The sequence below is a fragment of the Kitasatospora sp. NPDC088779 genome (assembly GCF_040685395.1).
Classification (GTDB): Bacteria; Actinomycetota; Actinomycetes; order Streptomycetales; family Streptomycetaceae; genus Kitasatospora.
In genome coordinates this window covers 23,994-49,519 of record NZ_JBFBHW010000062.1, presented here as the reverse complement: position 1 = coordinate 49,519, position 25,526 = coordinate 23,994, and the positions used below count along the sequence as shown (strand labels likewise).

The window sequence follows — 25,526 nt, the reverse complement described above, 5'->3', positions numbered from 1 at the left end:
CCCCGGCCATCTCCTCAGGTGTCACACACCACCAACGACACAACCCACCAACAGACACGCCACTACCGCACAAACCTGACCAAGCCCTACTAGTGACCGATTCGGTCACCCACCGTAGCCGTAGGGCCAGTGCGGCCAGCGGCGGCAGGCGGAGCTCGAGGAGCTGCCCCCATGGGGCTGGTGACAGGTTCGCAAGGGCCAGGCCCCATCCTGAAAGGCAGGGGGCGCAGCAGGGCATCCCTGTTGCCTGGCCGGCCAGCGGGGATCGAGGTTCGGCGTCGGCAGGGGTGGTGCCGGACCTCGGCCCGGCCACGCTGGCCCGCGCCGGACTGCCGACGCGGTGGCAAGGAGGCTGTGGAAGTGGTTCCTGAGACCTGGCGTCGCTCACCGTGGCAGAAGTCCGCCGGCCCTTGGCGGCTGCCGACCAGGTAGGGGCTTCACACCGCGTATTGAGGCGCGCGGTCACCTGACGTCCGGGCGACGCCAGCGCCACTCCGTCGCCGTCGCTGCTGGCGTCGCACCGGCCTTGCGGATGTTCTCCGCACCGAATCCGGCCCTGAGGTCACATCGGTCGCCGAGCTCACAACACGGCCGCTGATCAGCCGGGACGGAGAACCGGCGCTGGGGCGCTGGGCAAAAGAGGCGCCTACCGGTCCCACCGGTAGGCGCCTCACTGTCTTCTCGGGCTGGGACGCTAGATGGACACGAGTCCGGACTGATCGAAGTTGCTTGCCCATTCCCTGATGATTCCGATCATCTGGTCCCAAGCTCCTGTCAGCAACAGGACTCCTACGATGACTAGCATGCCGCCGCCCAGCCTCATGACCAGGAGGTAATGCCGTTTCACCCAGCCGAATGCTCCGAGTGCGCCACGGAAGGCGACTGCCGTCACCAGAAAGGGAAGGCCCAGGCCTACGCAGTAGGCGGCGCTGAGCAGGGCTCCCCGTCCGGCGCTCGCCTGTTCCATGGCGAGCACCTGTACTGCGCTGAGTGTCGGTCCCAGGCATGGTGTCCATCCCACGCCGAAGACCACGCCGAGCACGGGGGCTCCGATCAAACCGACAATCGGCCGTCGGTGCAATCTGAACTCGCGCTGAGCAAATTTTGGCAGCAAGCAGGCGAACGTCAATCCCATGAGGATTGCAAACGCTCCGGATACTTGTTGAATAATACGCTGATGCTGCTGGAGGAAATATCCGAACGATCCAAATAATGCTCCTGCGGATACGAACACGATCGTGAATCCTGCAACGAAGAGGGTGGCGCCGAGCAGAACTCGGCCGCGTTTTCTACCCTCGGCGTCGGCAAGGTCCGCAGCAGAGAATCCAGTGACATAGGGCAAGTAGCCTGGGACGAGAGGGAGGACGCAAGGAGAAAGGAACGACACAAGGCCTCCGAGCATCGCCACCGGGATTGCGAGGAATAGGGCACCGGTGAAGATGGTCTGACTCCCGTCGAAAACCAGAACGACTCGCGCTGTCTAGCTCACGACGCCACCGCGATCACGGCAAAACGCACCTTTTGTCGAAAGGCGGACAACGAGACGAGCGCGTGAGGGCGCTGAATCAGAGTGCAGCACATGAAACAAAGCCTCTCACGGTAGTGGACGGGGCTTGAATGCAGGGGCGACCGACCGTATTTGGCCAGGGCCAGGGCAGCGGTGCGCACCTCTCCACTCACTCCCGTGGCCCGCCTGTCAGACCCCACGCCTCGTCGACCGGGACAGCCGGCTTCTGGTACCCGTCGCCTGCGCGGCGGATGGAGGTATACCGGGAGATGAGCGAGGCCGACGACTGTGTGTTCGGCGGCACCCTGCACCACTGGTGGCTGCGCGCCCAGCTCTACCGAAACCCAGAGGGCGACCGCATCCACGCCGCCGTCAGGGCTGGCACCACCCCCGGCACCTCCGCGGCGCGGACGGCGGCGGGACGGCGGCGGCGCCGACCTGGTGGCCGCCGACGACGCACTGGCGCGCGGCCTGCTTGGATACAGGTATGAACAGCGGCAGCCATCAGGAATCGGGCCTCTCGAAGAGTGTCTGGAGCGACACCGACTTCGAGGAGATGGGATGGCACGACGCCACCGTCCACGGCCTGTACGTGCAGCAGACGCGAGACGTCCTGCCTCGGCTTCTGCTCGACCTCGACTACATCGTCCGCTGGGTCCACCCGGTCCGGCCCGCAAAGAACTTCTCCTTCTGGATCGCCCCTGCGACGCTCGTCTTCGAAGAGGTCTGGGACCTTGAGGGCGACCTCGGTTTCAAGGGCATGCATCCGGAGCTGGAGATCGACTCGGTGCGCCGGCTGGCGCCGGACGACGGCAGGCAGGACTGGCCGCAATGGCACGTCGAAGGCCACTCGTTCGACCTGAAGTTCCGCGCGTCGGGCTTCCGTCAGTACTTCCGCGACACCCCGCGGCTCACGTCGGTCCAGGCCCTGTCCGCAGCCGAGCGCGGAGGCTGCTGCTTCACCGAGGTCGGCTTCGGCTGAGCAGGTTCGGTCCCGCGTCCTCGACCGGGAGCGGGTGACACCACTCGGCAGTACGCCACGGGCCTCGTCCCGAACCCGGTCTGACCTGAGTTCAACTCCCGGCCGATGGTGCCCGAAGGGACCCGCCCGCCGAGACGGTCGCCATCGCTGGACCGGGTTCGGACCGTCGGCGAGCGGCTGAACGCCCCATCCGCCCGCCTGTCGGACAGGGCTGAGGTGCCGTCGCCGACCCACGCACCCCCACGCACCGCGCTCGAACTCGAACTCGAACTCGAACTCGACTGACTCCGGGACGGCCGGAGGCCCTGACACCGGCCATGGGGCGCCCGGCCACCGGTGTGTGACCGCCACGGTGGCCGGGCTCTGAACCCCGGTGGCACGGGTCCGGACGATGAAGAGGGGGATGTCCACCGTCCGAACCACGCTCTCGACCACCGGTCCTCTTCTCACCCCGATCCGCCCCCGCAAACCACCAGGCATCGCAGAAGGCCACCGGCAGTGGCGACGACGTCCAGGGCGTGCTCGGAGAACACCCTGCCTGGCCGTCCCGCTCGGGGCGCAGCGCGGACAGCTTCGCCCCGGCTGGGAGCAGGGCGGCGGCCTCGCGGCGCCCGGTCGCGGTCAGGGTCCACAGCTTGCGGTTGTCCGGCAGGCGCAGATCCTCCCGTACCCTCCCCGTACCCTCCCCGCGGCCTCCAGGTCGACCACGGCGTCGCGGGTCGCCCGATCGTTGCGCTGTCCCGGCAGGACCAGATGCCACAGCTCCCGCCCGGTGGCGCGCCGGAACAGGCCATGGCCGGGCTTGTGGACGCTGGCCCATCGCGGCGGCCTGGGTGTCCAGGCCCTCACCGTCTGGGTCTTTCGCACCGAGGCGGACACGCTGGAGACTGGCTCGGCAGGAACGCAGCCTCGCCGGTCTTCCTCGGTCTGCCGACGATTCGACAGCATCGCAGCCGCCGCCGTGCAGTGAGGCTCAGCACGGCACGCCTGCGACGCTGTCGTCCAGGCACGACGGCGTCGGGCCCTGAGGCCTGTCCGACAAATGACCAGACAAATGAGCAGTTGAACACCTCATCGGACAGACGTCGACCGCCGGATGTCGCTGGCGACGAGGTCACCGGGCGGTCTGGAACCGGTAGACCTTCCGGCCGCCGGCGGGCCCGGCCAGGGTGGTGGGGCGTGGGACGCCGGACGCACCGACGCCTCGAGGTACACCGTCTCAACCCTGCGACGGCGTCCAGAACGCGGTGATCCTCGCGACTCCGGGCCCGATCCTCTGCCAGGAACCGTCGAACTCGAGGACGGCCACGGAGGCGGTCGGGAACCCAGACTCCTCCACCCGCCGCGAGAGGTCGCCGTCGGCCGTTCCGACGAGGAGCCGGACCAGCTCGGACAGGCTCGGATTGTGTCCGACGACGACCAGGTCGCCCACGTCGTCCGAACTCCCCCGCACCATCGCGGCCAGCTCGCCGATCCCCGCTTCCCCCCGATGGATCTCCACACTGAGGTCGTAGAGCCCCTGTTCGTGGACCGTCTCGGGGAGCCGCGGCAACGCGGCGCCCACGCGTTCCCAGGTCTCCCTGGTCCGGCGGGCGCCGGACACCCGCGCGAGATCGGGCGTGATGCCGGAACCCGCGAGCCATCGTCCGGCCCGGGACGCCTCCTCCCGCCCCCACTCGTCGAGACGCCGTTCCCTGTCGACCGCCGTCTCCCGTTCGGCCTGCGCATGACGGATCAGGACGAGCCTCCGGCCGGTACCCACGATCACGTTGACCTCCCCCTGTCCGCGGGCCGTGGCGCCGCCCGGCGGAATCGCTTGATCCTTTGCATCCGAACACTATCCGGCGCGAGTTACGCAGTAAGGAAGCACTTGACTGTAAATATGTGCCGACTCATAGTTAAGTACATGCCTAACTATGCTGGATCGCTGGACCGGGTGTTCCAGGCGCTGGCGGATGGAACGCGCCGGGCGATGGTGCAGCGCCTGATCCGTGGGCCTGCGCCGGTCAGCGAACTGGCCAGGCCACTGGAGATGTCGCTACCGGCGGTCATGCAACACATCCAGGTGCTGGAAGCGTGCGGGCTGGTCAGATCCGAGAAGGTCGGCCGCGTCCGCACCTGCCGCATCGAGCCGGAGGTACTGCGGACGGCCGAGGACTGGCTTGCCGAGCAGCGCACGTCCTGGGAATGGCGCCTGGACCGGCTCGGCGACTACCTGCTCGATGATCCCGGCACACCGGAGCAAGGGAACTTGTGATGATCGACCGTTCTGTCACGCACGCCACGTTCACCCTCGAACGCCTCTACCCGGCCACGGCGGCCCGGGTGTTCGCGGCATGGGCCAACCCGAAGGCGAAGGCCCGCTGGTTCTCCACCCCCGACGCGGAGCATGAACTGGACTTCCGGGTCGGGGGCCGGGAGGTCAACCGCAGCCACCCGGACAACGGCCTGTCGATGACGTTTGAGTCGTTGTACCGCGACATCGTCCGGGACGAGCGCATCGTCTACACCTCCGTGTTGCACGTGGAAGACGACCTGGCGACGGTATCGCTGACGACCGTGGCGTTCTGCCCGGCCGATGGGGACACCCGGCTGGTCCTCACCGAGCAGGGCGCCTTCCTCGACGGCCGGGAGGAGCCCTCCTGGCGGAAGCACGGCACGGGCGACTGGCTTGACGCGCTGGGCGTCGAGCTGGGTACGGGAGGGCGCGAGTGAGCCCGCGGGCGGCCGCCTTGAGGTGGCGGGCGCTGGTGTTGCTGGGCACAGCGTTCTTCATGACCATCCTGGACGGGACCAGCTTGCTCACCGCCCTGCCGGCCGTCGAGCGGGAGTTTCGGGTGCACGGCACCGCCGTCCACTGGGCGGTCACGGCCTACGCGCTGGCCTTTGCCGGCCTGCTGCTGTGCGGCCGCGCCGCGGATCTGCTCGGCCGCCGCAGGGCCTTCCTGGCCGGGATCTCGCTGCGCGTGTTGGCCTCGTTGGGACGCGGGTTCGCCCTGACGGTCGAAGCCCCGGTTGCGGCCCGCGCTTTGCAGGGTGTGTCGGCCGCCATCATCGCCCCCGCAGCCTTGCCCATGGTGATGAACGCCTTCGCCGAAGGCAGCGAGCGGAACAGGGCACTGGGAATCTGGGGGTGGGATCGGAGGGTTCGGTGCCACCGCCGGGCTGCTGCTCGGCGGCCTGATCACCACTACGCTCGGCTGGCAGTGGGTCTTCTGGACCGACGTCCCGGTCGGGGTGGTGGTGCTGCTTCGCGGTTGGTACCGCCCTCGGCGTAGCCATCGCCGGCAGCGTTGTCGCCGCGCAGGCACCCACGCCTGGGATCGCCGCGCCGCAGACGCTGGTTCCCGGTCATCAGGCCGCGTTCGGCGTGATCGGCCTCGTCGCGGCAGTGGACGTGGTCATCGCTCCGGCCATGCTCGGCAAGCGATCGGCACCGGTCACCAAAAAGACCGCGACGCCTCCCGTCGACCAGATCGTGACCGACCCCATTTCCAACTGACCCATTGAGGAGCTTCCATGTCAGACCGTGACCCGGTCGCCGAGATCGGACCCTTCAGCGACTCAGGCGCCGACGCGACCCCCTGGCCGACCGCACTGCGTGAGCTGGAGCAGGCGCGACTGTTCTGGCTGTCCACCGTCCGGCCCGACAGCCGGCCCCACGTGACACCGTTGCTGGCCGTCTGGACCGGCGGCGCCCTGTACTTCGCCACCGGTGACCAAGAGCGCAAGACGCGTAACCTCCACGCGAACGACCACTGCGTCATGACGACCGGCACGAACGTCCTCGACGGTATCGACATCACCATCGAGGGACGTGCCGAGTTGGTGTGCGATCCGGCTGAACGCAGCACCACCGCCGACGCCTACGAGAGCAAGTACGGCGACCTGCTGACGAACCCGGACGGCACCTGGCACGGCCTCGGTGGCACCATCCGCTCCGGCAAGGTCCTGCTGTACCGCATCGACCCGGAGGCCGGATTCGCCTTCGGCAAGGGCGAGACGTACAGCCAGACCCGCTACCGCTTTCAACACTGACCGCTGACTCCGCGGGCGCGTGTCAGACGGCCGAGCGCTGGCCCGTGAACCCGCGCAGGATCACCTCGGTGGACGCGGTACGGGTCCGGATCGCGGTCGCGTACTTGACTATCTGATCGTGCTGCTGGGTGATGAGTTCCCAGCGGATCGGGCGGGTCAGCGCCGGGGCCAGCTGCGGGTAGGCGTCCGGCTCGCCGGCCCGGCCGGTACAGCTTCACCTTGTTGATCCGCTTGGTCCTCGGCAGCAGATCAAAGTTCAGCAGCCTCGTGACGCCGAACCCGATTTCCGACTGGCCGTGCGAGTCCGTGTAGTTGGCCTCCACGTCCATGGTGGTGTCGTGCCGCATCGTGCCCTCGATCATCGCAGCGACCTCGGAGGCGGTGCAGTTGATCAGCTGGGAGTGGATGGCCAGGGACTTCTTCTCCACGTGCCTTGTGATCGTCTCGGCGCCATGTGGCCACCGCACGCCGCGGGTCAACCGGATGTGGGCCGCAGATTGTTCATGAGCAGGCCGAGGGCGAACTCGAAGCGGTCGTGTCCGGTGCCGGAGATCAGCTCGGCGGCATGGCGTCGGGTGTGCGGGAACTTCTCGGCGGGCAGTGCGGTGAAGCGGTCCAGCAACTCCTCGTGGCTGAGCACCCATTCGTGATCCTGGTGCCGGCGCCGTTGTCGGACCAGCGACTGCTCCAGTGCATAGGCGCTGACGTAGAGGGAGAGCGCGTCGCGGGCCCATCCGGCCGTCCTCGGTTCGATGCCGCCCGCGAGCAGGATCGCCAGGATTCCTTCGCCGACTCGCAGCGTTTCCAGGTTGGTCGGCACCATGGCCAGCGCGGCGCGCGAGATTCCAGGGTATTCCAGGTACAGGTCGCGGATCTGTGTGTACACCCCGAGCAGCTGCTCGCGCCAGGCGGCCGGGTCCGGTTCGGGGAGCATGACCTCGGCGTAGAGCCTGCCGATCAGCAGATCGTCGATGTCGTCCTTGTTGACGATGTGCGCGTACAGCGACGACGGACCGGTGCCGAGCACGGCGGCGACCCGGCGGATGGTCAGCGCGTCATACCCCTCGGTGGCGACGACCTCCAGGGCGGCGTCGGTGATCCGTTCGACGGTGATCGGCTTCTTGCGTGGCGCCGACGCGGCGACCTCCGCTGCGGGTTGGGCGTGGCGAGCTGCGCGGCGTTGGCGGGGATCGGCGGACATGCCGACCACTATACCTTGACGCGATCTAAGTTCGTTGAGTAGAACTTAGATCACCGAAACGAACTAAGTTCGTACCGATGTTCCGGAGGTATGCGATGCGAGTTTCCATTGTCGGAGCAGGCCTGGGAGGCCTGGCCCTCGCGCAGGGTCTGCGCGGTGCCGGGATCGAGGCCGACGTGTTCGAGCGCGACCCGGGGATCGCCGCACGATTCCAGGGCTACCGGCTCGTCCTGGACCCGATCGGTTTCCAGGCGGTGCGCGACTGCCTGCCGACGCGCTGGCACCCGCTGTTGGACGAGATCGTCATGGACGCCTCCGCCGAGCAGCTGATCCTGGACCCGCAGCTGAACGAGATCGGCAGGCTCGGCGCGGGCCGGACCGGCATCGTGGTCGACCGGCAGGTGCTGCGACACCTGTTGCTGACCGGCCTCACCGTGCACACCGATGCCCGCGCTGACCGGCTACGACGTGCTGGCCGACGGCAATGTCCAAGCCCAGTTCGCCCGCCGCGACCCGGCCACCGCCGACCTGCTCGTCGGCGCGGACGGCGTCACCTCCGCGGTCCGCGAGGTGCTGTCGCCGCAGACCACCCCGACCGACACCGGCGTCCGGTTCGTCATCGGCCGCACCCCGCTGACCGACGAGTTCGCCGGCCTGTCCAAGGCATACGGCTCGAAGATCGCGGGCGACGGCGTCAGCCTGCTGCTCGGCGCGATGCGCTTCCGTACCCCGCCGAAGCAGGCCGCCGAGCAACTGGCCCCCGAAGTCACGCTGCCCGACATCGGCGACTACGTGCGCTGGGCCATGATCCTGCCGCCGAACGGCTCACCGGAGAACCTGGCCGCGCAGGACACCGTGCTGTCCAGGATGGAAGGGTGGCACCCGCGGCTACGCACGCTGATCGAGCAGGCCGACCCGGACAACAGCACCCTGCTGTCCATCCGGGTGGTCAAGCCCGGTGAGCGCTGGGCGTCCGGTCCGGTCACGCTGCTCGGCGACGCGATCCACGCCATCTCCCCGACCGGCGGCAACGGTGCGAACACCGCACTGCGCGACGCCGACCTGCTGCGCCGCTGCCTGATCGAGGCACGCGAAGGCCGGCAGGATCTGCTCAGTGCGGTCGACGACTACGAGCGGCAGATGTTCGAGTACGGCGCCGAGGCCGTGCGCAGCAGTCTCGAGAAGCTGCCCGCCTTCGCCCCCGAAGCGAAACTGTCCTGAGGTCGAAATTCACCTTGCGCGATCAACCGGACTCGCCCGCTCGTGGACATACTGATCCCCGCCAGCTGACGACGCGGCCGACTACTGGAGGCCAGCGACAAGATCGTTCGGCCGTTGGCAGCGCACGGTGGCGCGTCGGCCCCGCACGCGCGGGGGTGGCTCGCTCGGTTGGGTCGCCCGCCGGTCGAGCAGTCGCAGCCCGTCACGCGCCCGTGGCTCAGCCTTTGTCAGGGCGGGTCGATGTGGGTCGACGGTTCGGCTCGACGCGAGTGTGCGCTGGTGGTCCCCGGTCAGCGGCGGCCGGTGGCCAGGATGACGAGGAACTGGCCGCCGCCCGGCTCGATGTCGGCGGTCACCGGCAGCCCCGGTGCCAGTCGGGAGAACCGGTCCACCAGCCAATCCACCGCTTCCTGGGCGTCCTGCCTGGTCGGACAACGGCCCACCATCTCGCGGCCCCCCTTGCGCTCCAGCCTCGCGGCAACGGTGATCAGCGGCGCGGGTTCGGCCACGTACAGGCGGTCCGGCCAGGCGATGACCACCTTGACCGCGCCCTTGCGGGTGTTGCACCCGCGGTGCGCGAGCCGCTCGGCGACCTTGGCCTTCCGGTCGGCGGTCCGGCTGTCAACGCTGGGCCCCCTGGGATCGTTCACCGACTTGTCGGGGTCGACCGGTTCGTCGCACACCCAGCATCGCCAGCCGTCGCGCTCAGCCACATCATCGAGGAGACTCACCCGGACAAACTAGCTTGCCCGGCCGCCACCCCGCGCACCAGGGCCTCGGCAACCAGGTGAGCGGTGGTCCACGTTGTTCCTGAACGACGGGCGAATGATCGGGAATCTGCGGTCACCACCACCCGACTTTGCCGGCCTCTGGAGGAAGGTCACCGTGGTGACCGTGCCCCGGAGGCCCGGCTTCGAACAGCGTACGGACCGCCCCCCGCCCGGCGTTCGGGCGTCCCTTCGGAGCTGTCAGCAGCGTGGTGCGGGGGCGCCTTCAGTGCCTGTCGGGTACCTGACATTCCTTGGCTGTTCATCCGCCGTCTCCACTGCCTCGAAGCTCCCGGGGGAAGGCCACAGGTGGTCCGGTGCGGTGACATCCCGCACGCGCACCGGCGCGACGGAGAGGGTGGGGCTGATGTCCGGAATAACCCGACGGAGGCTGCTGGGATCGGCGGCCGGCGCGATGGGAGCGGCAGCGGCGATGAGCCTGCTGCCACCGAGCGTCCAACGAGCGGTAGCGGCGGGGGTACCGAAGGCCGGTTCGCTGCGGGACGTCCAGCACGTGGTCCTGCTGATGCAGGAGAACCGGTCCTTCGACCACTACTTCGGCACGCTGGCCGGTGTCCGCGGCTTCGCGGACCCGAACGCGCTGCGGCTGGACGACGGGCGCTCAGTGTTCTACCAGCCCGACAGCGTCAACCCGGACGGCTACCTGCTGCCGTTCCACCTGGACACCCTCACCACGAGCGCGCAGGCGATCCCGTCCACCAGCCACTCCTGGTCGGTGCAGCACCGGGCCTGGAACGGCGGGAAGATGGACCGGTGGCTGCCCGCGCACCGGTCCGCCGACGGCGTCAACGGCCCGTACGTGATGGGGTACTACACCCGGGAGGACATCCCCTTCCAGTTCGCCCTGGCCGAGTCGTTCACCATCTGCGACAACTACTTCTGCTCGGTCCAGGGACCGACCTGGCCCAACCGGCTGTACTGGATGACGGGTTCGATCGGAGCCGACGGCGGCCAGGGCGGCCCGATCATCAGCAACTCGGCGCCCGAGCCGCTGACCTGGAAGACCTACCCCGAACAGTTGGAGGCGGCCGGCGTCAGCTGGCAGGTCTACCAGGAAGCCGACAACTACGGCACCAACATGCTCTCGCTCTTCAAGAGCTTCCAGCAGGCCGCGCCCGGCAGCGCGCTGCACCGCAAGGGCATGACGGCCCGACCGGCCGGCACCTTCGAGGACGACGCGCGCAACAACCGGCTGCCCGCCGTCTCCTGGATCCTGCCGACCGGCTACCAGTCCGAGCACCCGGACTACCTGCCCGCCGCCGGTGCCGACTACGTCGCCTCCAAGATCGAGGCGGTCGCCTCGAACCCCGAGGTCTGGGCGAAGACGGTGTTCATCCTGAACTACGACGAGAACGACGGGCTGTTCGACCACGTGCCGCCACCGGTGCCCCCGGCCGCCACGCCGGGCGAGTTCGTCGGCGGTCTGCCGATCGGCGGCGGCTTCCGGGTGCCGTGCATCATCATCTCGCCCTGGACGGTGGGCGGCTGGGTCGCCGGCGAGGCCTTCGACCACACCTCGGTGCTGCAGTTCCTGGAACGGTTCACCGGAGTCCGGTCGGCCACCGTCACCGACTGGCGTCGCAACGCCTTCGGGGACCTCACCTCGGCCTTCCAGTTCAACGGCGGCGTGTACAAGGCCCCGGCGCTGCCCCCGACCGCCGAGCAGCTCGAACTGGCCAAGTACGAGGTGTCGAACTATCCGGCGCCCGCCCTTCCGGGCGCGGGCCAACAGTTCCCCACCCAGGAACCCGGCGACCGGCCGCACCGGCCGCACCGACCGCACCGACCGCACCGACCCCGATAGCGCCCAGTAGCACCCGGCGGTCTTCGGCCAGGGCCCGGGCCGAAGGCCGCTGCGCACCGCCGGCGGGGCCTACGCCGCGTCAGACCGGCCTCCCAACCACCGCGACGCTGTTGCCGATCGTCAACGTGACCGCCCGTCCCCGAGAGTGCGGTCCGGGAGGTCCGTGCTGGACCCGCGACGGCCACGGCCACCGGGGGTTCGAACTGCACCGAAGCGCCGAGCAACTCGACAGCCTCACCGACGTCCCCGAAGCATCAGGCCGCACCATCCGATGGCGGCTGTCCGACAGCGTCGCGGTCGAGGAGTTCCGGAACCGGAGCAGCGACGCGCCACGTCGTCGGCGCGCATTCATCCGGAGCCGAGGTGAATCCCGCCGACGCCAGGTGGAAGAGGCCGCTGCACGAGCAGCAGCCGCACAGCAGATCACGACAGCCACCGGATGACGACCGCTGCTTGACGGAGCCGATTCCACACAATGGTGCGGTTGACGGTCCTTCGACCGTGCCGGAGCGGTAAGTTGACGGCTGCCGACTATGGAAAGAAGCACCGACGTGACCATCGACCAGGCTGCCCTCGGCAGCGCCGTGAAGGCAGTCGCCGCCGCCGCACACGCCGATGACCCGGCTGCGCTGTACCGCGCCGTGATGCCGCCGGCGGGCACGGACACGCCTCCGGCCGAGGCCGCCAACTGGTTCGGGTCGCTCCTCATTCACCTGGCGCTCGCCGCGGCGAGCGCTTCGCGGTTGGAGCGGGGCTGCCCCCGGGAGACCGTCGCGGGGTGGATCGGGGAGGTGCTGGGCCCGCTGCCCACCCCCGCGCTGCTGCGCGCTGCGGATCCCGGCCGCATCGACCACGTCGAGGCGGTGCGCGCCGTAGCGGACTACTCCCGGTGCCGCGAGTACGCCGTCGACCTGGTCCGGGTGGGCCTGACCGAGCCGGATGAAGCACCGGACGAGCGAGGCGTCGATGCCCACTGTGCGGTGACGAACGACAAGGACGCGCGGATCACCGTGATGGCGATGCTCGGCCGCCTCGCCTCCGTTCCCGGCGGGCGAGGTTGACGGCACCTCCCCGGTGGTGCGCGGGGCGTCGGGCCGCCTTCGGGTTGCTCGGCTCGGCCTCGCCGCTCGGCCGGACGCCTTCGCCGGGCTGCCGGGGGATCAGGTCGGCGTAGACGATCTCCACGGCCGGCTCAGCCGCCCCAGCCGAAGCTGTCGAGGGTCACGGTCGGAACGGGGGCGCCGACCGGAGCCGCACCGACCGGGCCGGTGCGGAGCGGGCGGCGGGTGTGCCGGGCCCGGGGTGTGGACGGCGCGGACCGGGACGGCGTCCCGAACGGGTAGGGACGGGGACCCCGGGCAGCTCTCCCGGCTGGTGTGACCAGGCGGTGCGCGACGAAGCCGAAGCGTGGGACGTGACGGAAATGTGTTCGCCAGCGGGGGGTACCGTTGCTATACGATCACTCGGCCGACCGTCGCGAGGCCGCGACTGGCTCATCCGTGTTGCAGATCCCGGGGGACCGTTGAAGATCCGTCATTCGCTCGCTGCCGTCCTCCTCGCCGCAGCCGCCGCGCCCGTCGCCCTGGGCGCCGCCCCGGCGTTCGCCGACACCGTCCCGACGGGGCAGGAGCAGACCGACCCGGCCGAGACCAAGGCGGACGAGGAGAACCGGGCGGCGATCGAGAGGCTGCTCGTCTACCCGAACGACTACCTGCTCACGGCTCCGAGCGACTACCTGCGCGAGCACGCGGGCCAGGCCCTCGCCGGCACCCCCGCGGACCGGGCGCACTTCCTCGCGGTGGAGGCGGACAGGATCCGCCGGGACGACGCGCGGATCGCGATCCTGCGGACCATGAACGCCGCCGGCCCGGCCGTCACGAAGGCCGCCAACGCCGCGTTCGGCTCGAACGACCTCGACGTGTTCCGCGCCTACCTGAACGTCGGCCAGTACACGGCCCGGACCGAGGACGAGAACCGCGCCAAGCTGCAGCAGCTCCTCGACGACCCGAACAGCGGACCGGGTGTGCGCGAGGGCGCCCAGCAGGCACTGGCGGGAACCGCCGCGGATGTCGAGCGCTTCCTCGACACGGGGCTGAAGACGGCCGCCGAGCACGACGACCGGGTCCTGCTCAGCCAGATCATGTCCCACGGCGGCCCGGCGGTGAAGAAGGCCGCCAACGCCGCGATGTCCGGCACCGTCGAGGACGTCCGCGCCTTCCTGAAGACCGGCCAGTACGTCGCCCGGGCGGAGGACGAGAACCGCGCCAAGGTCCAGGACGTCCTCGCCGACGCGGGCACCGGCCGCCACGTCCGGGAGGCGGCCGAGAAGGCGCTCGCCGGCAGCGCGGCGGACGTCGAGAACTTCCTGAAGACGCAGCTGGAGCCGCTGCGGGCGAGCGACGACCGGATCCACGTCTCGCAGCTCGTCGAGGCCGGGGGGCCCGAGGTCCGCAAGGCCGGCCTCGCCGCGCTCGACGGCGGCATCGCGGAGGTCCGGGCCTTCCTGAAGGAGGGCCAGTTCACCGCCCGGGCCAAGGACCAGGCCGCCGCGAAGACCTCTGCCGAAACCGCTACGGAGACCTCGCGGAGCGGCTCCGGTACCACCCGGGCGGTCACCACCGTGACCCCCGACGCCACGGTCGCCCCCGTCTCGGCCGCCGGCGGCACGACGACCACCGCGACGACGACCACCGCCACCACGGACGGCCGGAGCACCGCCGGTGGCTCGCTGGCCGCCACCGGCTCGACCGCCCCGCTCGGGCAGCTCGGCGCCGCCGCCGGCGCGGCCGTCGTGCTGGGCGCCGGCGCGGTCGTCGCCTCGCGCCGCCGCTCGCAGGCCTGATCACCCTCCTCCGCCGGCCGGTCCACACCTCGCGCCGGCCGGCGGAGCGTTCCCTGCACACCCGGTCCCACGCCCACGGACGGGCCGCGCGCCCCACGCTTGGTCCCGGCCCCCGCCCGTACCCGCTCCCCCGCCCCGCGTGGTGCAGATCCCCCCTTCTCCAGCACGCGGGACGGACACCCGGCCACCGCTCCACACCCCCGGCGCCGTCCACCCGGAGGCGCGCGGCCGATGTTGAGGCGCCCCGGCCCCCGGGCGGGAGCGCCCGGGGGCGGCGGCGAGCTGCTGGGCCGCGGCGTCCTCGGCCCTGCTCGTCAAATGGTGCTGCTCACGAGCGGGCCCCGCAGGGGCGCCGGAACGCCGGTGCTACTTCTGCCAGCCGATGGTCTCGGGCAGCGGGCTGTAGAAGATGGTGGCACCGACGTTGGCGAGGCCCTTCCTGATGCCGTAGGTGGAGGGTCCGCTGTAGAGCGGCAGGAAGGCGTACTGCTGGAGGGCCTTCTGCTCGACCTTGTTGACGGCCGCGACCTGCTGGCCGAGGTCGGCGATCTCGCCGGTGGCGCGGATCTCCTTGTCCAGCTCGGGAGTTCCGGCTCCGGTGATGTTGGAGTCGCGGTCCGAGCAGTAGAAGTCGCACAGGTATCGCGCGCCGAAGGGGTCCGTCGAGCGGTTGCCGGAGATGAACAGGTCGAAGCGGCGGTCGCTGAGCACCTTGGAGAAGTCGTTCTCGGAGACCTTGTTGACGTTCACCTTCACGCCGACGGCCTTGAGCATCGCGGTGAGCGCGCCGGCGGTGGCCTTCTCGATGGGGTCGTCGCCGAGCACGGTGTAGCCGAGCTCGAGTTGCTTGCCGTCCTTGGCGCGGATGCCGTCGGCTCCGGGCTTCCAGCCGGCCGCGTCCAGGGTCTTCCGCGCCTCCTGCGGGTCGTACTTCAGGACAGCGGCGACGTTGTCCTGGTAGCCCTGCTGGAAGCTGTAGAGCACCGCCGAGCCGGGCAGCGGCTCCGTGTAGTCGAGGCCCTGGAACCGGATCTTCGTGATCTGCGGACGGTCGATGCTCTCCTGCACCGCCTTGCGGACCTGGACGTCACCGAGGAACGGGGACTTGGCGTTGAGGTACAGCGCGTACTCGAAGGGGCTGCCGCCGCTGCGGATCTCGGCGTCCTTGACCGTCCTCACCTGCTTGAGGTTCTCCGCGGTCCCGACGGGGGCGTAGTCGAGTTCGCCGTTCTTGAAGGCGTTGATCGAGGCGGCGCTCTCCAGGTTGACGTAGACGCGCTTGTCGAGCTTGCCCGGCCGGCCCCACCAGTTGGGGTTGCGCACGAAGGTGATGTTGCCGGAGTGCTCGTCCCAGGTGCCCACGGTGTACGGTCCGGTGCCCCATTCGGGGTGGGCCGTCTTGACGTACGCCTTGTTGAAGTTGTCGACGGTGGCGGCCTGGGGGTGCAGGAAGGTGGTGAACAGCGCGGACCAGGAGGCGTTGACGCCCTTGAAGGTGATGACCGCCTGCTTGTCGTCGGCGCCCCGGGTGACGGAGGTGATGCGGTCGTAGCCGTCGGTGGAGGAGGCCGCGTAGTCCTTGTCCGAGCCGTTGTTGGCCTTCCAGGTGGCTTCGATGGCCCGCCAGTCGATGGGGGTGCCGTCGTTGAAGACGGCCTTGGGGTTGAGGGTGATGACGACCTTCTGGTCGCCACCCTCGACCGAGACCTTCACGTCGCTGTAGTAGTCCGGGTTGTACTGGACCTCGCCGGTCGGCGAGTAGGTGATGGCGTGGGCGTTGTACCAGGACCAGATCCGCGAGGAGTTCAGGGTGCCGTTGACGTTGAAGGGGTTGCCCTGCTCGTCGAAGGTCCCCGCGGTGGTGTAGGTGCCGCCGTCCTTGATGTTCTCGTACGGCTGGGGGTTGTAGTCGGTGACCGAGGACGCGACCTTGGCGGCGTTCTCGGCGTTCGGCCCGGAGGATCCGCCGGGGGATCCTCCGGAGGCAGACGAGGAGGAGGACGAGGAGGAGCACGCGGTGGCGGCGACCAAGACGGCCGCGGCGAGCGCGAGGGGCAGGGCGAGCTTCCGGCGCATGGGTTGTCCTTGGTGGGAATCGGTGAGAAGGGGGTGGGACGGGGCGGGTGTCAGACCGCGTGGCAGGCGTACTGGTGGTCGGAGCCGTCCGGGGCGCCGACGGTCGCCGGCCGCTCGGTGCGGCAGCGGGTCCGTACGCTCTCGTCGGCCTCCCGGTACAGCGGGCAGCGGTCGACGAACACACAGCCCTCCGGCAGCCGGGTGGCACTGGGCTGCTCGCCCGCGAGGACGACGCGCTCGCGGTGGCGCTCGCGCTCCGGGTCGGGCACCGGGATCGCCGACAGCAGGGCCTGGGTGTACGGGTGCCGGGGTCGGGCGAAGATCTCCTCGGTGGCACCGGACTCGACGATGTGCCCGAGGTACATCACCGCGATGCGGTCGGAGACGTAGCGCACCACGGCCAGGTCGTGCGCCACCACCAGGTATGCCAGGCCCAGTTCGCGCTTCAGTCGGGCGAGCAGGTTGATGATCTCGGCCTGCACGGAGACGTCCAGCGCGGACAGCGGTTCGTCCAGGACCAGGAGTTTCGGCTCGCGGGCCAGGGCGCGCGCGATGCCGACGCGCTGGCGCTGGCCGCCGGACAGGGCGGCGGGGAAGCGGTCGCCCATGGCGCGGTCCAGGCCCACCAGGTCCAGGAGACGGGTGACCCGGGACCGGATGGCCGTCCGGTCGGCACCGGCGGCCTGGAGCGGTTCGGCCAGCAGGTCGAAGACGGTCAGGCGGGGGTCCAGGGCGTCCGTCGGGTCCTGGAGGACGATCTGGACGTCGCGCCGCAGCTCGCGCACCTGGGCCGCCGACCGCAGCGTGGCGACGTCGGTGCCGGCCACTTCGATGCGACCGCCCTCGGGGGCGCGCAGCCGCAGCACCTCACGCAGCGTGGTGGTCTTGCCGCTGCCGGACTCCCCCACCAGGCCCAGGGTCTCGCCCGCGCGCAGTTCGAAGTTGACGTGGTTGACCGCGTGCAGGGTTCCGACCCGGCGTTTGAGGAGGGCCCCCTTGGTGACGGGGAAGGTCTTGACCAGGTCCTCCACGCGCAGGACCACCTCGCCCGCGGTCCGCTCTCCGGCGCGGGACGGCGGCACGGGAGCGGCGCGCCCGGCCGGGTCGAGGGTTCCGTCGGCGATCTCCCGCGCACGGTGGCAGGCGACGCGGCCGCGCTGCCCGACCGGTGCGGTCGATTCCGGTGCGGTCGAGTCCGGCGCGGTCAAGTCCGATGCGGTCAGGTCCGGTTCGGTGGTCCGGCACACGTCCTGGGCCACCGCGCAGCGGGGCGCGAAGGGGCAGCCGCCGGGCAGGCCGACCAGGGAGGGCGGCTCGCCGCCGACCGGGATCAGGGGCCGTTCGACGCCGCTGTCCACGGTGGGGACGCTGGCCAGCAGCCGGGCGGTGTAGGGCATCGTGGGGCGGCGGAAGAGCTCGTCGACGCTCGCGTGCTCGACGATCCGTCCGGCGTACATGACGGCGACGTCGTCGGCGTGGCCCGCCACCACGCCCAGGTCGTGGGTGATCAGGACGAGGCCGGCGCCGGTCTCGCGCTGGGCCAGGCGCAGCACGTCGAGGATCTGCGCCTGGACGGTGACGTCGAGCGCCGTGGTGGGCTCGTCGGCGACGAGGACCGAGGGCTTGTTGGCGATGGCCAGGGCGATGACGACGCGTTGGCGCATGCCGCCGGAGAACTCGTGCGGGAACGACTTGGCGCGTTCGCGCGGGTCGGGGATGCCGACCAGGTCGAGCAGTTCCACCGCCTGCTCCCACGCGTCCTTCTTCGACAGTTCCCGGTGCACGCGCAGGGCCTGGGAGAGCAGCCGACCGACGCTGAAGATGGGCGTGAGCGCGGACATCGGGTCCTGGAAGACCATGCCGATGTCCTTGCCGCGCACCCGGGAGAGGCCCTTGTCGTCCATCGCCGCCAGGTCGCGGCCGCCCAGCAGGATCCGGCCGCCGAGGCGCGCGGTGGGCGGCAGCAGGCCCATGACGGCGAGGGCGGTGGCGGACTTGCCGGAGCCGGACTCGCCGACGATGCCCAGGGTGCGCCCGGGCAGCAGATCGAAGCCGATGCCGCGCACGGCCTCCACCGGTCCGGCCTCGGAGGGGAAGGAGATGCTCAGGTCGCGTACGGACAGGACGGGTGCGGGCTCGGTGGGCCCGGCCGGGGAGCCGGCCGCGGGCCCGGTGTGGTGGGCGGGTGCGAGGGTCATCGTCGGCCTCCTGCCGCGCCGGTGGTGGACGTGGGGTCGAGGGCGTCGCGTAGGCCGTCGCCGACGAAGGTCATCGAGACAGTGAGCAGGACGGTCAGCCCGGCGGGGAAGGCGAAGAGCCATGGGGCGCTGGTGATGGTGCCCGCGCCGTCGGCGAGCATCGTGCCCAGCGACACGTCCGGGGTCTGCACGCCGAAGCCCAGGAAGGACAGGGCGGTCTCGCTGAGCACGGTGGAGACCACGCCCAGGGTGAGGTTGACGATGAGCAGTGAGCCCAGGTTCGGGATGATGTGGCGCACCACGATGCGCAGGGGGCGCACGCCCATGTACTCCGCGGCGCGCACGTAGTCACGCTCGCGCAGGGACGTGGACACCGACCAGACCACGCGCGCGGTGGACATCCAGCCGAACACCGTCAGCACGAGGATGAGGACCCGCCAGTCGCCCGCCAGCCGGTGCGAGACCAGGGCGAGGATGAGGAAGGAGGGCACGATCAGCAGGAAGTGGATGACGGCGAGGGTGGTCTTCTCCACCCGGCCCCCGAAGTAGGCCGCGCCCGCGCCCACGACCGCGGCGATGGCGACGGTCAGCACGGACACGCTCACCGCGATCACCAGCGAGCGCTGGAGGCCGTGCACGGCGGCGGCGTAGACGTCGTTGCCGCCCTGGTTGGTGCCGAACCAGTGCTCGGCGCTGGGGGCCTGGGTCAGTGCCGAGAAGTCGGCGTCCGCGTAGCCGTACGGGGTGAACAGGTCGCCGAGCGCGCTGAACAGCACGAGCAGCAGGAAGATCACCACGCCGGCGACGGCGATCCGGTTGCGCAGGAAGCGCCGTAGGTAGAGACGGCGACGGCCCAGATAGTGCCCGTCGTGCAAGTCGTGCCCATCGTGCCCGGTGGGCCCGGTGGGCGGCGGATCGGCGGCTTGCGCGGGTGCGATGGCGAGTACGCCTTCGGAGGTCGCGTCGGGGCTCACAGGGGTGCCCATCTCAGCTCACCCGCACTCTCGGGTCGAGGAGAACGGTGGCGATGTCCGCGAGGATCGCACCGATCGCGGTCAGGGCGGCGGCGAAGGCGGCGGTCGCCACGGTGCCGTGCACGTCGTTCTTGCCGATGGTCTGGATGAAGTACTGGCCCATGCCGTTCCAGCCGAAGATCGTCTCCGTGAGGACCGCGCCGGTGAAGACGGCCGGGATGCTGAAGGCCACGGACTGTGCGGTGGGGATCAGGGCGGTGCGCAGGGCGTGCCGGCGGATCGCCTGGGCACGGGTGAGCCCGGTGGCCCGGGCGGTGCGCACGAAGTCGGAACCGATGACGTCCAGCAGCAGGGAGCGCTGGGTGAGGTGGTAGCCCACGTAGCCCGTCAGGGTGAGCGTCAGCGTCGGCAGGATCAGGTGCAGCAGCCGGTCACCGACCGTCGCCCAGAACCCTTCCACGCCGGGCGAGTTCTCCCCCGCGACGTACAGGAAGTGCCAACCGGCCTGCTCGTTCAGCCGGATGGCCAGCAGCACCAGGGCGAGGGCGGCGATGGACACCGGGACGTTGAACAGCGCCATGGAGAGGGCCTGGGCTGCCCGGTCCCTCCAGCCGTACTGGCGCGAGGCGGTGTGGACCGCGAGGGCGACACCGACGACGACCGACAGGACCGTCGCGCCGATCACCAGTTCGGCGCTGACGAGGGAGCGGTAGCCGATCTCCCCGTTCACCTCGACCCCGACCGGGGAGCGGCCCCAGTCGAAGTGCAGGACCACGCTGGTCAGCCAGTCCCACCAGCGGTGGAGCAGCGGCTCGTGCGGGTCGAGGTTGTAGGGGGCCAGGGCCCGGGATATCTGCTCCTCGGTGCGGACCGGACGCAGTTCCTTGAAGTTCGAGCGCGGGTCGAGGAACCAACTGGCGAGGAAGTATGTGGCGTTGGTGGCCATGGCGATCACCAGGAACCAGCCCGCCGCCCTGCGTGTCACGTACCGGAGCACGGACGGCACCTCCCCACCAGGTGCGGCGGGTGCGCCTGGGGAACGTCGGGTCTGGAGGAGGTACGCATGCAGGTAGAAACCTTCTGGGGCGAGAGCCGGGTGCACGATCGTGCAGATGCGAGTCTGTGTACGACTGGTGCGCGACGCCAGTGATCTGGGCATATGTACATGGGAACGAAACACCCCCGCAGCAAAGAGGCGTTGAACCCACTCCCCCGTTCACATTCGCAGGTGGCCGGGTCGACGACGTCTTCCCGAAACACCTCGGCTCCCCACACACAGTCGAGCGAACCTGTGGGGCCATGGAGCACAGGTACCTGCTCAGGGGGCGGGCCGGGTACGCAGGGTGCGGTCGGCGAGGGTCGTCAGGACCAGGACGACACCGACGCCGACCATGATCCAGGCGATGAGGTGCATGCCGCGGTCGGAGACGTGGGTGCGGAAGACGATGCCGGTGATTGCGGAAGCGACGATCGAGCCGAGGTAGCCGAAGGTGCGCAGCAGGCCGGAGGCGGTGCCGAGTTGTTCGGCGGGAGCGTGTTCGTAGAGGGCGGTCTGGTTGCCCGCGCCGGACGTGCCCATGGCGACGCCGAAGATGAGCGTGACCACCACGACCCATCCGATCCAGCCCGAGGTGCTGAGCAGCAGTACGCCGGCGGATCCGATGAGGCAGGCCAGGGCCGCTGCCATGACCGGTCCGCGCACCGGGTTGTGCCAGGAGACGAGCGAGATCACCAGGCCGGACATGAGCGTCATGGGCAACAGGAGCAGTCCGGCTTCGGTCCCGGACAGGCCCCGGACGCTCTGGGCCCACTGGGTGACGCCGTAGAGCACCACGTACGCGCAGACCAGGACCAGGCCGTAGCGAAGGTAGGTACCGGTCAGGGCCCGGTTGCCGGCGAGCAGGCGCAGGTCGAGGAACGGGGTGCCGGCTCGCAGCTCCCACAGCACCAGGGCGATCCACAGCACGGCGGAGATCGCCAGCAGGTACCAGTGGGCGTCGGGCAGGGCGAACAGGAACAGCAGCAGCGTGATCATCGCGGCGGCGAACCCGGCGATGCCGATGGCGTCCAAGGCGGCCGCGACGTCACGGGCGCGTCGGCTGCGGTCCGGTGGGCTGTCGGACGGGCTGTCCGGTGGGCTGTCGGACGGGCGGTCCGGTGGGCTGTCGGGTGGGACCCAGGCCACTGTCGTGACCAGCGCGACGAGTGCGACCGGAACGTTGATGAAGAACACGGACCGCCAGCCCAGCGCGGCCACCAGAACACCACCCAGGGGCAGTCCGAGCGAGGCGGTGGCGATGCCGGCGATCTGCAGGCCGCCCAGCACTCCGCCCGGCGGCTTGTCCAGACCGGCGTCCTCGGCGCGGCGGCGGATCAGCAGCATGGCCGTCGGATAGGCGCACGAGGTGCCCGACCCGATCAGTACTCGGCTGATCAGGAGGATCGGAAGACTGTCGGCGGCGCCGCCCATGAGTCCTCCGACGATGACGAGTCCGATTCCGGCCAGGAACACCCGTCGTGGGCCGAACACCTCGGCGGCCTTGCCCGCGGTGGGCTGGGCGATCGCGCTGGCCAGGTACAGGGCCGTCACCAGCGCGGCGGTCTGCCCGATCGACACGCCGAGTCCGTGGGCGATCGGTACGAGGGCCGTGGCGATCAGCGAGCTGTTGATCGGGTTGAGCGCCGAACCGACGAACAACGGGGTGGTGAATCGCCAGGAGAACGGACGCCCGGGCGGTATCCCGTTCACCGGCGGGGCGTTGGTCGTCGGTCCGGGGGCGGGCATCGGAATCTCCAGTACATGGTGGTCGCAGAGGCTCGGCGAGGCGCCCGGGCGACAGCGTGGCGGCATCCGGGGTCGCGGGCTCATCGCTGGTGGAGGACTCGCCCAGGACGTCGGCGACGTGGTCGACGAAGGTGACGGCGGCGGGACGAGGCGTCGCACGGCGCACGCCGGACCAAGGCCTGCACGGCTGACGGCGTGGTTCGTTCGAGTGGATTCGTGTCGCGCAGCGGTGCGACGGCGGTGTGCGGAGGCGGGAGGCGGTCATGACGGTCCGTTGGCCTCCCCTCGTACGCGAGGATATGGGACTTGCAAGCTGATGGGACATCAGTTCGCTGGAACCGACTTCGCGGTGGTGCGGATGATCTGACCGTTGCCGTGGCGAGGGAGTCTGCCACTGGCGCAGCAGCGGGAGGTTCGGATGGTGGTTTAGGTTGGAATCCACGGGGAGCCGGCGACAGGTCTGACACGAGAGCCCACCAAGCAGTCGCCCGCCTCCTGCCCTGCTTCCTGCCCTGCTTCGTGCTCAGCTTCGTGCTCTGATCGGAGAACTCGCGTGTTCACCAACAACACACACCCCGTCGTGGTCCTGCACGACCTGGACGACGTCCGCGCCGAGCTCCTGGCGGAAATACAGACGGCGGGCGCGGCGGAGCGGCCCGGGTTGGAGGCAGCGCTGCGTGTGGTGGATCGCCAGATGATCGTGGCGGACGAGGAGCGTGTCCGCCGGTGGGCAAGCCGGATCCTGTCCGCGGCGGACGTCGACCCCGCGCTGGACCCGGTCCGGGCCGTGAAGGTGCTGCGGGACGCCGTCCCGGGGCTGGGGCTCATTTCAGCGAACGACCTGGTGAAGTCCGTTCTCCCCCGCTGACACGGGCGAGGCGCGGCAAGCCGGGGCGGGGCCGCCGTGTACATCAGCTGAGGACCTGCGGAGCTGAGGACCCGCACACCCGCGGCACGACCACGGCGACTGCCGCGGGTCGGACTGCCGCCAGGTCGGGCGCCCGCGACGGCCGCCGCGACGGCGAGGACGCCGCAGGCCCCGCCTCGGCGTCGAGCGTGGCCCGCGGCTGCCGGAGGACCGCGCTACCGGGGTCGGTTCGTCGGGCCCAGACCTGGAAGCGGTGTGGTCCACCAGCGGGCCTTGTACAGCTCGGTTCCGGTCAGGGCGAGCGTCCCGTCGGGGTGGTGGAAGGTGACGGCGGAGGTGCACCAGGAGCAGGGCCCCGCGTGATCGGGCGTGACGGTGAGCAGGCGACCGGTGACGGGCTCACTGCCCACGCTCTTGATCCCGCGGGCCGAGTCCTCCGCGCCCAGCCCGACGGCTTCGAAGCGGTCGAGGTGTGAGTCGTAGCGCCACAGGCGGTCGCCGGTGCTGAGCCAGAACGTCCCCGGCGCGGAGCGCACAGGTGCGAGGTCGTGTCCCCCGACTTCCGGAAGGGGGACGCTGCGTTCGGGGGTGAGGGAGGGGATGTCGGGCGTGCCACCGACCCGGAGGGCCAGCAGGGTGTCGTCCCCGAGCACCCAGAGCAGCTCCGCGCCCTCGTCCCACTGCACGGCGTGGGCCCCGTCGAGTTCCTGCTCGGTATAGGTGGTGCTGCGAGGCCCCTCCGAGGCCGCGTACAGCCGCACCCATCCACCGGTGCTGGCGACCACGGCGACGTTGCCGTCCGGTAGGAGCTCCGCGCTGTGGGGGTTGACGGAGGTGCCGAGGTCCGTGGCCCAGATCGGCGTGCCGGTCGCCGTGTCGACCAGGGCTGCCAGGCCACCCGAGGCGGTGACCAGGAGGGAGCCTTCACCGTCGAGCACCACGTCCCTGGCCTCGGTGGGCCTGGCCCAGCTGCGGGCCGGCTCCAGGTCGGCCAGCCGATCGTCGCCGTCAGCGGTCCACGACCACACCACCGGCAACCGGTCGGCCTCGGGTTCGGCCTCCCGCGCCGTCTCGCCGTCCAGGACGAGAACCTGCCGGGACGCCTGATCGACCGCGACGATCAGCGCACTGCCCCGAACGCCGGCCTGCCCGGACCCCGGGTCGGTCTGCCCGGGCCCCGGGTCGGCCGCAGCGAGCGGCGGACCACCCGGCACGGGTGCCCGCCCGGCCTCCTGATCAGCCGCGATGACCACCGCACTGCCGCGGGGCTCTCCGCCGCTGCCGTCCACGGCATGCGGGGCGGGGGTCGAACACGCCGTCAACATCAGGCCGCCCAGGACGGATCCCACCCTGAGGCCCGCTCCGGCTCTTGCGCACACTGCCGCGTCCCTTTCGCGAGATTATTTTCAGACTTTCCACTCTGCGTCCCGGCGCCCCGGCCCGGCGTCATCCTCGTCGCGGCGTCCGGGTGAACTCGCCCCAGCGGGCCCTTGACGTCATCCGTATAGACCGCGTGCGCGTCCGGTGGAAGCATTGGTGCCAACGGGTGACCTACAGTCACCTCGAAGTTCTCCCCAAGGAGAGTCATGCGGATCAGCACGCGCATGCGCGCGGCCTCGGCTGTGCTCACCGTCATCGCGGGCAGCCTCACGTTCGCCACGGTCGGAGCGGGAACCGCCAGCGCGGCCGACTGCGGCCAGGTGCTCGGACCTGCCCGCACCATCGTGGCCGGCGGCCAGTCGATCGGTCGGGCCTACCTCGCCTGGAACTCCTGCAGCAAGCAGGCCTACACCGAGATCAACCTCTGGAACACCAACTACGTCAACGGCAACTGGCACGGCGGACTGATCGACGTGAAGTCCAGCTCGAACTACAACTCGAACACGGGCTCGCCCCAGCCGAACGTCGGCTCGTGGTGGTGGGACTCCGGATACATTCCGGTGACCGGTGTTTCGAACACCCGCCTCTACCACGGCAACTGGAACTTCACCGCCGGCGGCCACAACTGCAACGGTCAGACCGTCACATGGAACTTCTCCAACGGAAGCTACGACAGCAGCCAGGAGTCCCTGCCGCACTGCGACTGACGCTGACCGGCTCCCCCGGGCGGCCCCGTTCCCGCGGAACGGGGCCGCCCATGCGGCGGACCGGTCGTCGGCATCCGGGCGGGAGAGAGCGGCCCGCAGCTCCGGCTGGGCCTCCTCGGTGGGCGGGTACTGGCCAGCACCCGCATCCGCGCGCC

Annotated in this window: 21 protein-coding genes and 3 pseudogenes; 13 read left to right on the top strand and 11 right to left on the bottom strand. The window is 70.2% G+C overall.

The window, feature by feature from the left end:
- Positions 1–694 precede the first annotated feature (694 nt).
- Positions 695–1,465 carry a cytochrome c biogenesis protein CcdA gene (locus AB0P03_RS35870; RefSeq protein ID WP_363587132.1) on the bottom strand — a complete coding sequence of 257 codons (771 nt, stop codon included), beginning with the start codon at positions 1,463–1,465 and terminating at the stop codon, positions 695–697.
- Positions 1,466–1,994: 529 nt separating this feature from the next.
- Here AB0P03_RS35870 and AB0P03_RS35865 point away from each other — a divergent pair.
- Positions 1,995–2,489: a hypothetical protein gene (locus tag AB0P03_RS35865; protein ID WP_363587082.1), complete on the top strand. Its 495-nt coding sequence runs from the start codon at positions 1,995–1,997 to the stop codon at positions 2,487–2,489.
- A gap of 1,219 nt (positions 2,490–3,708) precedes the next feature.
- Here AB0P03_RS35865 and AB0P03_RS35860 read toward each other — a convergent pair.
- Positions 3,709–4,251: a histidine phosphatase family protein gene (locus AB0P03_RS35860; protein WP_363632792.1), complete on the bottom strand. Its 543-nt coding sequence runs from the start codon at positions 4,249–4,251 to the stop codon at positions 3,709–3,711.
- 144 nt (positions 4,252–4,395) lie between these two features.
- Here AB0P03_RS35860 and AB0P03_RS35855 point away from each other — a divergent pair, with 144 nt between their 5' ends.
- From AB0P03_RS35855 to AB0P03_RS35835, 5 genes and pseudogenes are all read left to right on the top strand, one after another.
- Positions 4,396–4,746, top strand: a complete 351-nt coding sequence (locus tag AB0P03_RS35855) for a metalloregulator ArsR/SmtB family transcription factor (RefSeq protein ID WP_363623773.1) — start codon at positions 4,396–4,398, stop codon at positions 4,744–4,746.
- Positions 4,746–5,204, top strand: a complete 459-nt coding sequence (locus tag AB0P03_RS35850) for an SRPBCC family protein (protein ID WP_363632790.1) — start codon at positions 4,746–4,748, stop codon at positions 5,202–5,204. The genes AB0P03_RS35855 and AB0P03_RS35850 overlap by 1 nt, the downstream gene beginning before the upstream one ends.
- Before the next feature lie 59 nt (positions 5,205–5,263).
- Positions 5,264–5,732, top strand: a pseudogene (locus AB0P03_RS35845) (MFS transporter); the annotation flags it as partial.
- Positions 5,733–5,859: 127 nt separating this feature from the next.
- Positions 5,860–5,991, top strand: coding sequence for a hypothetical protein (locus AB0P03_RS35840; protein ID WP_363632794.1), 132 nt, complete (start codon positions 5,860–5,862; stop codon positions 5,989–5,991).
- A gap of 17 nt (positions 5,992–6,008) precedes the next feature.
- Positions 6,009–6,527, top strand: a complete 519-nt coding sequence (locus tag AB0P03_RS35835; RefSeq protein ID WP_363632788.1) for a pyridoxamine 5'-phosphate oxidase family protein — start codon at positions 6,009–6,011, stop codon at positions 6,525–6,527.
- A 43-nt stretch (positions 6,528–6,570) separates the two neighbouring features.
- Here the strand turns inward: AB0P03_RS35835 and AB0P03_RS35830 are convergent.
- Positions 6,571–6,958, bottom strand: a pseudogene (locus AB0P03_RS35830) (Tn3 family transposase); the annotation flags it as partial.
- Between the two features lie 44 nt (positions 6,959–7,002).
- Complete coding sequence (locus AB0P03_RS35825; protein WP_363587092.1) at positions 7,003–7,728, bottom strand: TetR/AcrR family transcriptional regulator; 726 nt, start codon at positions 7,726–7,728, stop codon at positions 7,003–7,005.
- Between the two features lie 77 nt (positions 7,729–7,805).
- On the opposite strand from AB0P03_RS35825, the pseudogene AB0P03_RS35820 reads away from it, so the two are divergent.
- Together AB0P03_RS35820 and AB0P03_RS35815 are read left to right on the top strand one after the other, a co-directional pair.
- Positions 7,806–7,898: pseudogene (locus AB0P03_RS35820) on the top strand (hypothetical protein); the annotation flags it as partial.
- A gap of 274 nt (positions 7,899–8,172) precedes the next feature.
- Positions 8,173–8,949, top strand: a complete 777-nt coding sequence (locus tag AB0P03_RS35815) for an FAD-dependent monooxygenase (protein ID WP_363632786.1) — start codon at positions 8,173–8,175, stop codon at positions 8,947–8,949.
- 290 nt (positions 8,950–9,239) lie between these two features.
- Here the strand turns inward: AB0P03_RS35815 and AB0P03_RS35810 are convergent, their stop codons facing one another.
- On the bottom strand, positions 9,240–9,680 hold the full coding sequence (locus AB0P03_RS35810; protein ID WP_363632784.1) for a hypothetical protein: 441 nt from the start codon (positions 9,678–9,680) through the stop codon (positions 9,240–9,242).
- A 403-nt stretch (positions 9,681–10,083) separates the two neighbouring features.
- Between AB0P03_RS35810 and AB0P03_RS35805 the strand changes: the two genes are divergently transcribed.
- From AB0P03_RS35805 to AB0P03_RS35795, 3 genes are all read left to right on the top strand, one after another.
- Positions 10,084–11,541, top strand: a complete 1,458-nt coding sequence (locus tag AB0P03_RS35805; protein ID WP_363632782.1) for an alkaline phosphatase family protein — start codon at positions 10,084–10,086, stop codon at positions 11,539–11,541.
- A gap of 551 nt (positions 11,542–12,092) precedes the next feature.
- Positions 12,093–12,602 (top strand): hypothetical protein, encoded by a 510-nt coding sequence (locus AB0P03_RS35800; protein ID WP_363587097.1) that lies wholly within the window; start codon positions 12,093–12,095, stop codon positions 12,600–12,602.
- Positions 12,603–13,063: 461 nt separating this feature from the next.
- The gene (locus tag AB0P03_RS35795; RefSeq protein WP_363587100.1) at positions 13,064–14,383 is read left to right on the top strand and encodes an ALF repeat-containing protein; all 1,320 of its coding nucleotides are present in this window, start codon (positions 13,064–13,066) and stop codon (positions 14,381–14,383) included.
- 366 nt (positions 14,384–14,749) lie between these two features.
- Here AB0P03_RS35795 and AB0P03_RS35790 read toward each other — a convergent pair whose 3' ends face one another.
- The 5 genes from AB0P03_RS35790 to AB0P03_RS35770 all read right to left on the bottom strand — a co-directional run bounded on the left by AB0P03_RS35790 (position 14,750) and on the right by AB0P03_RS35770 (position 22,416).
- Positions 14,750–16,459 carry an ABC transporter family substrate-binding protein gene (locus tag AB0P03_RS35790; RefSeq protein ID WP_363587101.1) on the bottom strand — a complete coding sequence of 570 codons (1,710 nt, stop codon included), beginning with the start codon at positions 16,457–16,459 and terminating at the stop codon, positions 14,750–14,752.
- A gap of 50 nt (positions 16,460–16,509) precedes the next feature.
- Entirely contained in the window at positions 16,510–18,657 is a 2,148-nt protein-coding gene (locus AB0P03_RS35785; protein ID WP_363632780.1) for an ABC transporter ATP-binding protein, read from the bottom strand.
- Positions 18,654–19,643 (bottom strand): ABC transporter permease, encoded by a 990-nt coding sequence (locus tag AB0P03_RS35780; RefSeq protein WP_363632778.1) that lies wholly within the window; start codon positions 19,641–19,643, stop codon positions 18,654–18,656. Before AB0P03_RS35780 ends, AB0P03_RS35785 begins: the two co-directional genes overlap by 4 nt.
- Position 19,644: 1 nt before the next feature.
- Complete coding sequence (locus AB0P03_RS35775; RefSeq protein ID WP_363632776.1) at positions 19,645–20,628, bottom strand: ABC transporter permease; 984 nt, start codon at positions 20,626–20,628, stop codon at positions 19,645–19,647.
- 321 nt (positions 20,629–20,949) lie between these two features.
- The gene (locus AB0P03_RS35770; protein WP_363632774.1) at positions 20,950–22,416 is read right to left on the bottom strand and encodes an MFS transporter; all 1,467 of its coding nucleotides are present in this window, start codon (positions 22,414–22,416) and stop codon (positions 20,950–20,952) included.
- A gap of 553 nt (positions 22,417–22,969) precedes the next feature.
- Here AB0P03_RS35770 and AB0P03_RS35765 point away from each other — a divergent pair.
- Entirely contained in the window at positions 22,970–23,284 is a 315-nt protein-coding gene (locus AB0P03_RS35765) for a hypothetical protein (protein ID WP_363632773.1), read from the top strand.
- 215 nt (positions 23,285–23,499) lie between these two features.
- Here the strand turns inward: AB0P03_RS35765 and AB0P03_RS35760 are convergent, their stop codons facing one another.
- A complete protein-coding gene (locus tag AB0P03_RS35760) occupies positions 23,500–24,633 on the bottom strand; it encodes a DUF6528 family protein (protein ID WP_363632771.1) in 1,134 nt (377 codons plus the stop codon).
- A 237-nt stretch (positions 24,634–24,870) separates the two neighbouring features.
- On the opposite strand from AB0P03_RS35760, the gene AB0P03_RS35755 reads away from it, so the two are divergent.
- Complete coding sequence (locus AB0P03_RS35755; protein WP_363632770.1) at positions 24,871–25,371, top strand: hypothetical protein; 501 nt, start codon at positions 24,871–24,873, stop codon at positions 25,369–25,371.
- The last annotated feature ends 155 nt before the right edge of the window (positions 25,372–25,526 follow it).

What these genes read in the sequence shown, in the direction of transcription:
- AB0P03_RS35865 (WP_363587082.1), top strand. Translation starts at nt 1,995, where the DNA reads ATGAACAGCGGCAGCCATCAGGAATCGGGCCTCTCGAAGAGTGTCTGG.
- AB0P03_RS35855 (WP_363623773.1), top strand. Translation starts at nt 4,396, where the DNA reads ATGCCTAACTATGCTGGATCGCTGGACCGGGTGTTCCAGGCGCTGGCG.
- AB0P03_RS35850 (WP_363632790.1), top strand. Translation starts at nt 4,746, where the DNA reads ATGATCGACCGTTCTGTCACGCACGCCACGTTCACCCTCGAACGCCTC.
- AB0P03_RS35835 (WP_363632788.1), top strand. Translation starts at nt 6,009, where the DNA reads ATGTCAGACCGTGACCCGGTCGCCGAGATCGGACCCTTCAGCGACTCA.
- AB0P03_RS35825 (WP_363587092.1), bottom strand. Translation starts at nt 7,728, where the DNA reads ATGTCCGCCGATCCCCGCCAACGCCGCGCAGCTCGCCACGCCCAACCC.
- AB0P03_RS35815 (WP_363632786.1), top strand. Translation starts at nt 8,173, where the DNA reads ATGCCCGCGCTGACCGGCTACGACGTGCTGGCCGACGGCAATGTCCAA.
- AB0P03_RS35805 (WP_363632782.1), top strand. Translation starts at nt 10,084, where the DNA reads ATGTCCGGAATAACCCGACGGAGGCTGCTGGGATCGGCGGCCGGCGCG.
- AB0P03_RS35790 (WP_363587101.1), bottom strand. Translation starts at nt 16,459, where the DNA reads ATGCGCCGGAAGCTCGCCCTGCCCCTCGCGCTCGCCGCGGCCGTCTTG.
- AB0P03_RS35785 (WP_363632780.1), bottom strand. Translation starts at nt 18,657, where the DNA reads ATGACCCTCGCACCCGCCCACCACACCGGGCCCGCGGCCGGCTCCCCG.
- AB0P03_RS35780 (WP_363632778.1), bottom strand. Translation starts at nt 19,643, where the DNA reads ATGGGCACCCCTGTGAGCCCCGACGCGACCTCCGAAGGCGTACTCGCC.
- AB0P03_RS35770 (WP_363632774.1), bottom strand. Translation starts at nt 22,416, where the DNA reads ATGCCCGCCCCCGGACCGACGACCAACGCCCCGCCGGTGAACGGGATA.
- AB0P03_RS35755 (WP_363632770.1), top strand. Translation starts at nt 24,871, where the DNA reads ATGCGGATCAGCACGCGCATGCGCGCGGCCTCGGCTGTGCTCACCGTC.